The sequence below is a fragment of the Sphingomonas sp. genome (assembly GCF_036677245.1).
Lineage (GTDB): Bacteria > Pseudomonadota > Alphaproteobacteria > Sphingomonadales > Sphingomonadaceae > Allosphingosinicella.
The window spans coordinates 47,615-59,385 of the sequence record NZ_JAKFCG010000011.1 but is presented as its reverse complement, the minus strand read 5'-3'; the positions used below and the strand labels follow the sequence as shown (position 1 = coordinate 59,385).

Genomic DNA, 11,771 nt, shown 5'->3' with positions numbered 1-11,771 from the left:
GAATGATGAGGCCAAGTTCGCCATTGCTCTCGGTGATCGTTCCCTGCTTCAACGAGCAGGACGTCATCCGCCACACCCATCAGCGGCTCGACGCGGCGCTGCGTGCGATCACCGCGGATTTCGAGATCATCTATGTCGATGACGGCAGCCGCGACGCCACCGGCGAGCTGCTTCACACGATTCAGGCCGCCAGCCCGGAAGTCCGGGTGCTGCGCCTGTCGCGCAATTTCGGCCACCAGATCGCGGTCAGCGCCGGTCTCGAATATGCACGCGGCGACGCGATCGTGCTGATCGACGCCGACCTCCAGGATCCGCCCGAGGTGATCGCCGAAATGGTCACGAAGTGGCGCGAGGGCTATCACGTCGTCTACGGCCAGCGGGTCGACCGTTCCGGCGAGAGCCGGTTCAAGCTGTGGACCGCACGCGCCTTCTACCGGCTGATCAACCGGCTTTCGGAAGTGCCGATCCCGCTCGACACCGGCGATTTCCGGCTGATGGACCGCAGCGTTGTCGACGCCTTGCTGAGGATGCGCGAGAAGCACCGGCTGCTGCGCGCGATGACCAGCTGGGTCGGCTTCCGGCAGGTCGCGCTTCCCTACAGCCGTGCCGAACGCTTCGCGGGTACCTCCAAATATCCGCTGCGCAAGATGCTGACCCTGGCGCTCGACGGGATCATTTCCTTCTCGGCGATTCCGCTCAAGATCGTCACCAGCGTCGGTCTGGCCTTTTCGGCGCTGTCGGTGATCGGCATCATCTACGCGGTGGCGCAACGCCTGCTCACCGACAATTGGGTCCCCGGCTGGACGTTGATCTTCATCACCGTCCTGCTGATCGGCGGGCTGCAGTTCATCTTCCTCGGCGTGATGGGCGAATATATCGGCCGCATCTACAGCGAGGCGAAGGATCGTCCTTTGTTCCTGGTGATGGAGGAACTCGGCTTCGATCAGGCGGCACGCAGCGGCCAGCTCCCCGGCCACCAGGCCAGGAGCGGTGAGCTGCCGCTGGCATCGGCAGCCTCTTCGTCGCGATAGCGCTGCCGGTGCCCCCTGTCCCGCAGAGTGCGCGCCGCGGCATCAAGCTCGTCCTCGGCCTCCTGATCAGCGCCTTGTTCCTCGCCGCGACCTTGCGCGCGGTTCCGCTTCGCCAGGTCGGGGAGACGCTCGCCGATGCTTCGCTCTCGTGGGTGCTGGTCGCGCTTGGCTTCGTCGGCCTGGCCTATCTGCTCAAGATCTACCGCTGGACGGTGATGCTGCGCAGCCTCGGCGCCGAGGTCCGCCTCGGGGAGGCGGCGGTTCCGTTCCTTGGCGGCGTCGCGTTCAACAACGTCCTTCCGTTCCGCGCCGGAGACGTCATCCGGGTGATCGCCTTCCAGCGCTTCACCGGCGTCCCTGCGTCCGGCCAGATCGGAACCTTGGCGCTCGAGCGGCTGATGGACTTGTTCGTGCTGCTGGCGCTGCTGTTCGCGACCGTCACCTTCTCGGAGGTGAGGCTGCTCGATGCCGGGCTCCTCGCCGGGCTTCAGCTCGCCGCCGCGGCGCTGGCCGTGGCGGTGCTGCTGTTCATCGCCGCGCCCCGCACGCTCCGGCTGGTCGTCACCTGGGCCGAACGCAATTGGCCGAAGCTGCACCGTTTCGGCGACGCGCTGCTGCGCCTCTCGGATGCGGTGGCGACGCTGTCGCGGCCGTCATTCCTGCTGCGCATCCTGGTGCTGAGCGTGGCGGCATGGCTCGCTGAGGGAGGAGTCTATTTTGCGGTCGGGCAGGCGCTGGGTGTCGTTACGACGCCGCAGGCGGCGCTGCTCGCGCTCAGCGTCGCGACGCTCGCGACCTTGATCCCGAGCGCGCCCGGCTATGTCGGCACCTTCCATTATTTTGCCGCACGCGTGGCCGTCGCCTCCGGCGGCAGCCAGGTCGGCGCCGCCGCTTTCGCGATCCTCGTCCACGGCCTGCTGTGGCTGTCGACAACGGCAGCGGGCTTCCTTGCGCTCGCAATTTCCGGAATGAGGGCGCAGCCGCTGGTCGCGGCGTCCGCCAACACGAACTCGGAGCCCGATCCCCAGTGAATGCCCAGACGCTTTCCCCATCCGGCGATCCGGCCCAATCCGGCGATCCGCCCCAATCCGGTGACCCGATCGTGATCGTCGGCGCCGGCTTCACCGGGCTCGCGGCGGCCTATGAGCTCGCCAAGGCCGGGCAAAGGGTCGTGGTGCTCGAAAAGGAGCCGGTGGTGGGCGGCCTCGCCAGCGGCTTCAAGGTCGGCGATTTCACGCTCGAGCGCTTCTACCACCATTGGTTCACCAACGACGTGCACGTGATGGACCTGATCGACGAGATCGGATGCTCGGATCAGGTCGTGTTCCGGCCGACGCGAACCGGCATGTATTATGCGAACACGATCTTCAGGCTGTCGACCCCGCTCGACCTGCTGCGCTTCAGCGCGTTGAGCTTTGTCGACCGCATTCGCCTCGGGCTGCTCGCGCTACGCGCACGGCGGATCCGGGACTGGAAGAAGATCGAGCATATGACGGCGCGCGACTGGCTGATCCAGCTCGCCGGCACCAAGGTGTTCAAGGTCGTCTGGGAGCCTCTGCTGACCGGCAAGTTCGGCCCTTATGCCGACAAGGTCGGCGCCGTGTGGTTCTGGAAAAAGCTCGCGCTGCGCGGCGGCAGCCGCGCCTCCGACGGGCGCGAGGTGCTGGCTTATTACAAGGGCGGCTTTTCCGAACTCGCCGAAGCGCTCAAGCGCAAGCTCGAGGCGATGGGCGTCGAGGTGCGGACCAACTCGGCGGTGACCGGCCTGACAATCGAGGACGGGGCGGTGGCCGCCGTGCGGACCGACGGCGACGCGATCCCCGCGCGCGCGGTGCTGCTGACCCAGGCCCTGCCGCTGATCGCCGACCTGCTCGAGGGCCATGCGCCGCCACCCTATGTCGCGAGCTTGCGGCGGATCGATTATCTCGCCAACATCTGCCTGGTGCTGGAGCTCGACCGCAGCCTCTCCGAAACCTATTGGCTCAACGTCAACGATCCGAGCTTTCCGTTCGTCGGCGTGATCGAGCATACCAATTTCGAGCCGCCCGAGAATTACGGCGGACGGCACATCGTCTTCCTTTCGAAATATCTGCCGGAGAGCGACACGCTGTACCGGATGAGCGATCCGGACGTGCTCGATTTCGCGATACCTCATCTTCAGCGCATGTTTCCCAACTTCGAGCGCGCGTGGGTGACCGGCTATCATGTCTGGCGCGCCCGCTTTTCGCAGCCGATCGCCGAACCCGGCTATTCAAGCCTGATCCCGCCGCAGCAGACTCCGCTCGCCAACGTCCAGGTCGCGACCATGGCGCAGATCTATCCCGAGGACAGGGGGACCAATTATGCGATCCGCGAAGGCCGGCGCGTCGCCAAGGAATTGATCGCGGACTCTGCGAAATTCCCGTCCGCGCCAGAACCGGCAAGCGCGGCGGGGAGTGCCGCGACGCGACCGTGATCAGTGGTTCAGCCGGGAAGGTCCGCGAATGAGGGACGGTCGTTGAAGCGGTTCGTGCCTGATGGACCCGCGACGAACGGGGGCCCGTCGCCCGGCGCGGCAAGCGCATACGGCGAACCTCGGTCGCGCTCGTTCGGGATGCTCCTGCTGATCGTCGTGCTCGCCGCGGCGGTCGCCTTTCGCCTCTATTTGCTCGCAGCCACCGATTTTCCGATCAACGACGGCGGCCTGTTCTTCGCTTTCGTCGAGGGCATCACGCGGACATTTCCCGCGCTCCCGGAAAGCGTGTCGTACAATGGGCTGACGATCCCCTTCGCTTACCCGCCGCTCGCCTTCTGGACCGGTGCCCTTCTGACCGAGCTCGGGCTCGCCCCGCTCGAAGTGGTTCGCGCGACGCCGATCGTGATGAACATCGTCTACATCATGTTGTTCGCGCTCCTCCTGCTGCGAAGCGGGCGATCGGCGCTGTTCACCGGCCTTGCCCTGCTGTTTCTCTGCACGATGCTGCGCTCGTTCGGGTGGCTCATCATGGGTGGGGGGCTTAGCCGCGGCCTGGGTGCGATCTTCCTCCTCCTGACCTTGTTCGCTGTTGGCATTCCAGGCCGCGAGCGCGGCCCGCCACTCCCCTCGTGGCGCCTTGCGCTGGCCGGCGCCTGCGTTGGCGGCGCGGTCCTTTCCCATTTCGAATGGGGCGTGGACGCCGCCGGCTGCGTCATTGTCAGCCGCGCGCTCGGCAGCCCGAGCGTGAAGGACTTCGTGCGCAGCAACCTCGTTGCCGGAAGCGTGGCGGCGATGGTGGTCGCGCCCTGGCTCCTCCTCGTCATCCAGGTCCACGGCCTGGCGCCGCTGCTTGCGGCCGGAGGATCAAGCTCGTGGGGCCTGCTCACTCCGATCGGGCATCTCATTTCCTTCCTGCTCTCGTCGCTCACCAACCCGCTCATCCTGATCGGCGGCGTGATCGCTCTGCGCCGCCGGGAATATTTCTGGCCGGCATTTTTCCTGCTCTGCCTGGTGCTGACACCGAGGCACGCCTTCACTCCGGCCACGCTCGCCCTGGCGGTCTTCTGCGCCCAGGCGATCATCAGCCTTTATGATCTGATGGCCCGCCGTGGCTCCTCGCCGAAGCGGGCTGCCGCGATTGCCGCCGTGGCGGCAGCGGCCGCGCTCTTGTTCCAATCCTATCGGGGCATCACCGTCGGCAGCGCCTCCTATCGGCCGCTTGACCGCGAGGTGCGGACGGCAATGGCCTGGGTCGCAGCCACCCACTCGCGTTCCGCATTCCTGGTCGTCACCGACCAGCCGTGGCCGCTGGACGCGAGCGCCGAATGGTTCCCGATACTCGCGCACGCCAGGAGCGTGAATACTGTCCAAGGGCGCGAATGGCTGCCGGACCGCGCCTTTGCGCGGTGGAACGAGATGGACTTGGCGTTGAAACAGAGCCGCTCCTGCGAGGAGGCCCTGGCCGTTCTGGCACGACACGAGCGCCCGCAATTCGTGTGGGCCGAAGCCAGGAAGGATTGTTTCGCGGCGCCCGCATTCCAGCCGGTCTATCGCAATGCGAAGGTCACGATCTTTCGGGTTGCTGCGGCGGCGCGGTCGATGCCGACGCCGGTCAGCGCGCGCCGAACCCAGTGAAGACGGTGCGGATCGTGCGGGCGACGATCAGCACGTCGACCCAGAACGAGAAATTCTTGATATAATAGAAATCGTAGTGGAGCTTCCAAAGCACGTCATCGACCTCCGCGACATGGCCTTGGCTGACCTGGGCCCAGCCGGTGATGCCGGGCCGGACGATGTGCCGATAGCGATAGAAGGGAAGTTCCTTCTCATACCATAAGGAGAGCGGCACCGCTTCCGGCCGCGGACCGATCCAGCTCATCTCGCCGCGGAGCACGTTGATGATCTGCGGCAGCTCGTCGATCCGGTAGCGGCGCAGAAATTTGCCGACCCGGGTGACGCGATGATCGTCGTCCTGGGTGACCGCTGAGAGCCGCGGATCGTGATCCGGCCCGGTTCGGTTGCGCATCGAGCGGAATTTGAACATCGTGAACGTCCTGCCGCGATAACCCATGCGCTGCTGGCGGAACAGCACCGCGCCCGATGAATCGGCGCGGATCGCGAGTGCGACGAGCAGCAGGAACGGTGCGAGCACCGGCAGGAGGATCGCCGCCGCGACCACGTCGACCACCCGTTTGACCTTGGCGTAGATGATCCCCGGGATCAGCGAGCCGAGATTGTTCTCGGACAGATGCTCGATCGCGACGCGGCCGGTGAGCGATTCCTGCATCTGCTTGACGTGCATGATCAAGGTGCCGGCCAAAGCGGAATCGGCGAGGAAGCGTTCCCATTCGTCGGGGATGTCGGCGCGCAGATCGGCAACGACGGCATCGAGACCGCGCGTGTCGGCATTAGCGTCGGACAAGGGGACCCACGTGACTTCGCGGACATCGCGCAGCGACCAGACGTCGCCGAACGGCACGACCCCGATCCGCAGGCGATGCTGCCGCTGGATCTGGAAATAGACGACATAATACCACAGGATCGAGAGCAGGAAGCTGGCGAGGAACTGGAGGCGGCTGTAGTCCAGGCGGAGGAAGAAGAAGATCGCCAGCACGATCGCGTAGGACGCCGCGAAGCTCGGCAGGATATGATAAGCGGCGCGCACGCCGGGCAAGCGCGAGAGACGTCTGAAGCTGACATAGCCGATGATCAGCGCAATCGTCGTGCCGACCACCGATATCTGCAGGCCGACGAGATCCTGCGGGCGCTGGGCGAGCTGGACCCGCACCACCCACGGCGCGATCACCGCCACGAGCAGCCCGACGCCGAGCTGCAAGCGCAAGCGGTTCCATAGCGACGAGCGCGCGGAGAGGAATTTACCGGATTCTAGCACGATAAGGCCGAACAGCTCAGGGCGGGGGCAGCACGAAAGCGCGCGTTTATCGGCAATTTCGGGCACAAGTCCAAGCAAATTACCCGGCGCGAGGCCGGTGCGAGGCGCGGACCCTGATCGCGTCAGGCTGAATCAGCCTGACGCGTGAATCAAGGTCGAACTATTTGAATAGAGCCTGCTTCACGCTCTCGGTGGAAGCGCGAAGCGCTTCCACCTCAAACGATCAGGCTCTAGTACGCAGAACGGTGCGCAGCGGCGTGCCGCCTCGAAAGGTTGATCTGCCGGGGTCGGTGAGGCAAGGCCGGGCCGTCTTTCCACAACAAGCGACGCTTCATGACGACCTTGGTGACCGGCGCCGCCGGCTTTATCGGCTTCCATGTCAGCCAAAGGCTGCTCGCGCGCGGCGAGCCGGTCATCGGCCTCGATAATTTCAACGATTATTACAGCGTGCAACTCAAGCGCGACCGGATCGCGAAGCTGGGCAAGGAGCATGGCAACGGCTTCCACATGGTCGAGGCGGATTTCGCCGACGAGGGCGTGATTCGGCAGGCCCTGGAGCGACTCGATTTCGACCGCATCGTCCACCTCGGCGCGCAGGCCGGCGTGCGCTACTCGATCGAAAACCCTTTTGCCTACGCGCGGTCCAACCTGCTCGGCCATCTCAACCTGCTCGAAATCGCGCGGGCGCGGCGTTCATCGCACCTCGTCTATGCCTCGTCCTCATCGGTCTATGGCGGCAACGAGACCTTGCCGTTCCGGGTCGAGGACAGGGTCGATCACCCGCTGTCGCTCTACGCCGCGACCAAGAAGTCGGACGAGCTGATGAGCGAGACCTACGCCCATCTCTACCGGCTTCCGCAGACCGGGCTGCGCTTCTTCACCGTCTATGGTCCGTGGGGACGGCCGGACATGGCGATGTGGCTGTTCGTCAAGGCCATCTATGCCGGCGAGCCGATCAACGTGTTCGGCGAGGGCAACATGCGGCGCGATTTCACCTATATCGACGACATCGTCACCGGCGTCGTGGCAGCGCTCGACAACCCGCCGCCCGACGACGGCGGCGCAAAGGCCGGCGGCAGCAAGGCACCGCACCGGCTGTACAATATCGGCAATCACAAGTCCGAGGAGCTCAGCCGGATGATCGAGCTGATCGAGGAGGCGTGCGGCCGCAAGGCGCAGAAGAGGCTGATGCCGATGCAGCCGGGGGACGTGCGCGAGACCTACGCCGACATCAGCGCGATCGAGCGCGACCTCGGCTTCGCGCCCGAGACCACGATCGACGTCGGCATTCCGCGGTTCGTGGACTGGTACCGCAGCTACCACGGCGTGTGATTTTTCGGCCCTCGCTCCGCTGAGAGAGGTCCGGCGCGGCGGGGCGCGCGGGATCAGTGGAGCCGGCGGTAGACGCTACAGCGTCCAGCGCTCGAATGTACCGCTGAGCTGGCGGCTGCCATAGAGGTTCTTGAGGTCGGCGAGCAGGCCGCCTTCGGCGATCATGCCGGTCACCTGCGCGTCGCCAAGTTCGCCGTAAGCGGCATGAGGCACGGCGACGAGGACGATGTCGTAACGCTGCGCGAGCGCATCCGCGGAGAGGGCGACGCCATATTCGTGCTCGGCTTGCGCGGGATCGGCCAGGGCATCGTGGACGGTGACCTCGTGGCCAAGCTCCTCGAGCCGCTCGATGACGTCGATCACCCGGCTGTTGCGCAGGTCAGGGACGTTTTCCTTGAAGGTCAGCCCCATCACCAGCACCGATCCGGGCCTGCCTCGGCGCGCGTGGAGCTGGTCGGCGACCCAGCGTCCCATCCGGTCGTTGATCGAGCGGCCGGCGAGGATGACATCCGGCTCCTGCCCGAGCTGCTGGGCGCGATAGCTCAGATAATAAGGGTCGACCCCGATGCAATGTCCGCCGACCAGCCCCGGCTGGAAGCGCAGGAAGTTCCATTTGGTGCCGGCAGCTTCGAGCACGTCCCAGATCGAAATGTCGAGCTTGGCGAAGATCTGGGTGATCTCGTTCATGAACGCGATGTTGATGTCGCGCTGGGCATTCTCGATCACCTTTGCCGCCTCGGCCGCCTTGATCGAGGCGGCGCGAAACACGCCGGCGCTGGTGACCGCGCCGTAAACCGCGGCCAGCCGCTCGGTCACGTCCGGGTTTTCGCCGGCGACGACCTTGACGATGCGATCGACCGTATGCTCGCGATCACCGGGATTGATGCGTTCGGGCGAATAGCCGAGGAAGAAATCGCGGCCCCGGGTGAGGCCCGAGACTTTCTCGATCAGCGGGCCGCATATCGTCTCGGTGACGCCGGGATAGACGGTGCTCTCGTAGACGATGACCGGGCGCCTGGCCGGATCGAGCAGGCGCGCGACGGTTTCGGTAGCCGCGACGACGGGGCCGAGATCGGGCTGGTTCGCCTCATCGACCGGTGTCGGCACCGTGACGATGTAGATGTCGGCGCCGCCGCACTGCGCGGGATCGTCGCTCAGCTTGAGCGAAGAGGCCGCGAGCAGCTCTGGTTCGACCTCGCGGGTGCGGTCCTTGCCCGCCCTGAGCTCGCCGATCCGCCCGGCGTCGATGTCGAACCCCGTCACGTCGAAGCTGCGCGCCAGTGCGACCGCCAGCGGCAGCCCGACATAGCCAAGGCCAATAACGACGATTCGGTCCTTGTCGAACAATGTCATCGAATCTCACGAGCGGGGAGGTTGCGCGGCGGGATGCCGCATGGCTGCCGACAGCCACCAAGGTTCCTATGTCAAGCGGGCTGCGCCGCGCAAGCCGGTGTTCACTCGACGATCGAGGCACCGCGTTTTTCGAGCCATCCCCGGTTCGCGCGCAACAGCGACTGAGCGTAGGCTTTCGGTTTTTTCATCAATTCCTTGGGTGTATCGGCTTTCATGCCCAGCACGGCCGCCACCTCCGCTATGAAATGCACGCAGTTGCGGCGGTTGAGGCTGTATGAAGGCTGTTCGAATTTCCGCCATTTGTCCACCGTGCCGAGCAGAATCGCATATTCCCGATCGCTGAGCACGAACGAGAAATGACGATCGCTCTTTTCAACGTAGGAGGGCGGCGCGACGAGGATCTCGCCGGCGACCGAGCCCATTAGGACGGCGGGGCTAAGCTTCTTGGCGGTAAAGCCGAAATTCGTGTCGACCGCCTCGCCGGTTGCATCGACCGTGCCCTGGAGCCGAATGAAAGCGTGCGGAAAGCTCGATCCAAAATCCTTCGTGTAGAAGGAGGCGAGCACCGCGGCGTGAGCCGGTGCGGAAGCGAGAAGGAAAAAGAGCGCCGCCAGCAGCAGTGAAACGCGCGCGCGAACCCCCCCGTCCATTCTCATGCCTGCACCGTTGATGCGTCCTCGGCGCCCTATGTCCGCAATCGTGCGGCGCTGTCCATGGCGCCAAAAAGCCACAGTGGCTGGACATATTTCGCGCCGGCGGCCGGCGCGTGAACTTTTGCACCTTGACCTCGTTCCGTTTCCGGTTTCTTAGCATCTTGGAAGCTAGTGCCGTCCATAAGGTTCGGAATAAGAGGCGAATTCGGTAGACATTCGAATCTGGCCGATTAGGATGGGGCCGAACCAAAGACTCAGTATTGAGTACGAAGGGAGAAGAAACGTGGTGTTTAAGGGAATAATTGCTGCCACTGCCTCCGTTGCCTTGATGGCAACGCCGGCGATGGCTGCCGCTTCAGCGTCGTCTCAGGCGGCGCAGGCCAGCATTCAGGCTGAAACCGTCGAGGGCATGCAGCTTGAAGGCGGCAACATGATCGTCGTCATCTTGGCGCTGATCGCTGCCGGGCTCGGCCTCTGGGTATTGCTCGACGACGGCAGCGACAAACCGGTCAGCCCGTAATTAAGCGCCCGTAGGGGAACGGAATTTGGCCGGGTGTGGATTCCACATCCGGCCGTTTCCGGTTGTGCCCTGTATAACGTGCGTTTAGCGATTTCCGTCCTGCTCGACGTACGAAAAACCTGCTCACATGCCCGCAAGCCTTTCCGGCCGGATCTCGTCGGCTGGCGCTTGCATGCGCCAAGCTGGGGATTGGCAGGGCGGCGACAAGAGCCACCTCCCAAGAATAGCCCGCCGATGAGCCTCCCGGCTGCAATTCGGCACGCAGCCTTGATCATGCTCGCGGCCTCCACATGGGGGTCCGCGAGGGCCGCGCCGCCTGCACTGGCACCGGCACCGGCCCCAGCGATCGCCCCCGCCACGACGCTGCGCGAGGCAGACCTCAGAATCGCGACTGTCGCCTATCGGCTCGGCTCAGGCGGTGCACGTTTCTGCTCCGATCGCTTTCCGCTCACCGGGCTGCTCCTTCACCATCTTCCCGAATATGACGAAGACGGCCGCCGCGCCCAGATCGCGCTTCACGCGCTGGACCGCGGCCCGGGCGTGCTTGCGACGGTCGCCGACAGTCCCGCCGCCCGCTCCGGGCTGCTCGCGGGCGACGTGCTGCTCGCGGTCAACGGGGAAAGCTTTGCCGATCCTCGCGCGATGGCCGCGGCGAGGGACGGCAAGAAAAGGCGCCGGATGATCGAGGCAAGCGAGGCTCAGCTCGAAGCTCAGCTTCGCCGCGGGCCGGCGAGGCTGCGCGTGCTGCGCGTGGGACAGGAGCATCAGGTGACACTGATCCCGGCGGCCGGTTGCCCGGTGCGGGTCCGGCTCGCCCGCTCGACGCAGTTCAACGCCTTTGCGAACGGCGCTTACGTCATTCCAACCACCCGCCTGCTCGATTTCGTGCAAAGCGACGACGAATTGGCGATCATCCTCGGCCACGAGCTCTCGCACAACTTCCTCGGCCACAAGCGCAGGCTCGAGGACGAGGGGGTTTCAGGCGGCTTGCTGCGCAGCCTCGGCAAGGGCGCGTCGCGAATCAAGGCGACCGAGGAGGAAGCCGACCGGCTTGGGCTCAAGCTCGCCTGGGCAGCCGGCTATGACATCACCGCAGCCGTCCCGTTCTGGCGGCGCTTCTACGCCGCGCAGGGCATCCAGCTGCAGTTGTTCCGCACCCATCCCGGCCTGAAGGCGCGCCAGCGTTTCGTCGAGGAAGCGGTTGCCGAACTCACTCGGCAGCCCCCGGCGCCCGCCGCTCCCGCGGATGAGCTGAACGGCGCGATGGAGGAGGCGCGGTGAAAACGTGGCGTCTGACACCGCATCGCTGTTTGCGAGAAGCCAGCACCGACCTTCTCTAGACTCAATCCCGGTTTAATTGAACCGGGGCTGCGTCAAGTTATCTTTTGTTTTCCGTGATTTCCGAGTCGTCAGGTGCTTCCACCTGACTTGAAATCACTTTAGAGCGGAATGCGCGATATCTGGATCACGCATCCCGCCTCTAATCGTTTGTTACCGCATCGTTTCTGCGCAAAACCGGTTCCCACTTTTGCGC

10 protein-coding genes are annotated in these 11,771 nt (G+C 64.9%); 7 read left to right on the top strand and 3 right to left on the bottom strand.

Features of this window, described 5'->3' with window-relative positions:
* Nucleotides 1-5: 5 nt before the first annotated feature.
* From V6M48_RS01335 to V6M48_RS01320, 4 genes are read left to right on the top strand one after another with little or no spacing between them, the layout of a single operon-like run.
* Entirely contained in the window at nucleotides 6-1,031 is a 1,026-nt protein-coding gene (locus V6M48_RS01335) for a glycosyltransferase family 2 protein (protein ID WP_332810714.1), read from the top strand.
* 8 nt (nucleotides 1,032-1,039) lie between these two features.
* Nucleotides 1,040-2,062, top strand: a complete 1,023-nt coding sequence (locus V6M48_RS01330; protein WP_332810713.1) for a lysylphosphatidylglycerol synthase transmembrane domain-containing protein — start codon at nucleotides 1,040-1,042, stop codon at nucleotides 2,060-2,062.
* Nucleotides 2,059-3,486 (top strand): NAD(P)/FAD-dependent oxidoreductase, encoded by a 1,428-nt coding sequence (locus V6M48_RS01325; RefSeq protein WP_332810712.1) that lies wholly within the window; start codon nucleotides 2,059-2,061, stop codon nucleotides 3,484-3,486. The genes V6M48_RS01330 and V6M48_RS01325 overlap by 4 nt, the downstream gene beginning before the upstream one ends.
* A gap of 54 nt (nucleotides 3,487-3,540) precedes the next feature.
* Nucleotides 3,541-5,121 (top strand): hypothetical protein, encoded by a 1,581-nt coding sequence (locus V6M48_RS01320; protein WP_332810711.1) that lies wholly within the window; start codon nucleotides 3,541-3,543, stop codon nucleotides 5,119-5,121.
* Here the strand turns inward: V6M48_RS01320 and V6M48_RS01315 are convergent.
* Complete coding sequence (locus V6M48_RS01315) at nucleotides 5,099-6,328, bottom strand: sugar transferase (protein WP_332810710.1); 1,230 nt, start codon at nucleotides 6,326-6,328, stop codon at nucleotides 5,099-5,101. The genes V6M48_RS01320 and V6M48_RS01315 overlap by 23 nt on opposite strands.
* 384 nt (nucleotides 6,329-6,712) lie before the next feature.
* On the opposite strand from V6M48_RS01315, the gene V6M48_RS01310 reads away from it, so the two are divergent.
* A complete protein-coding gene (locus V6M48_RS01310) occupies nucleotides 6,713-7,711 on the top strand; it encodes a GDP-mannose 4,6-dehydratase (protein ID WP_332810709.1) in 999 nt (332 codons plus the stop codon).
* 75 nt (nucleotides 7,712-7,786) lie between these two features.
* Here V6M48_RS01310 and V6M48_RS01305 read toward each other — a convergent pair whose 3' ends face one another.
* On the bottom strand, nucleotides 7,787-9,064 hold the full coding sequence (locus V6M48_RS01305) for a nucleotide sugar dehydrogenase (RefSeq protein ID WP_332810708.1): 1,278 nt from the start codon (nucleotides 9,062-9,064) through the stop codon (nucleotides 7,787-7,789).
* Nucleotides 9,065-9,165: 101 nt separating this feature from the next.
* Nucleotides 9,166-9,795: a hypothetical protein gene (locus V6M48_RS01300; RefSeq protein ID WP_332810707.1), complete on the bottom strand. Its 630-nt coding sequence runs from the start codon at nucleotides 9,793-9,795 to the stop codon at nucleotides 9,166-9,168.
* A gap of 157 nt (nucleotides 9,796-9,952) precedes the next feature.
* Here V6M48_RS01300 and V6M48_RS01295 point away from each other — a divergent pair, with 157 nt between their 5' ends.
* A complete protein-coding gene (locus V6M48_RS01295) occupies nucleotides 9,953-10,237 on the top strand; it encodes a hypothetical protein (RefSeq protein WP_332810706.1) in 285 nt (94 codons plus the stop codon).
* Between the two features lie 273 nt (nucleotides 10,238-10,510).
* Nucleotides 10,511-11,518: a M48 family metallopeptidase gene (locus tag V6M48_RS01290; protein WP_332810705.1), complete on the top strand. Its 1,008-nt coding sequence runs from the start codon at nucleotides 10,511-10,513 to the stop codon at nucleotides 11,516-11,518.
* The last annotated feature ends 253 nt before the right edge of the window (nucleotides 11,519-11,771 follow it).

Coding starts and splice junctions, on each gene's coding strand:
- V6M48_RS01305 (WP_332810708.1), bottom strand. CDS start 9,064: ATGACATTGTTCGACAAGGACCGAATCGTCGTTATTGGCCTTGGCTAT.
- V6M48_RS01335 (WP_332810714.1), top strand. CDS start 6: ATGAGGCCAAGTTCGCCATTGCTCTCGGTGATCGTTCCCTGCTTCAAC.
- V6M48_RS01310 (WP_332810709.1), top strand. CDS start 6,713: ATGACGACCTTGGTGACCGGCGCCGCCGGCTTTATCGGCTTCCATGTC.
- V6M48_RS01290 (WP_332810705.1), top strand. CDS start 10,511: ATGCTCGCGGCCTCCACATGGGGGTCCGCGAGGGCCGCGCCGCCTGCA.
- V6M48_RS01295 (WP_332810706.1), top strand. CDS start 9,953: ATGGGGCCGAACCAAAGACTCAGTATTGAGTACGAAGGGAGAAGAAAC.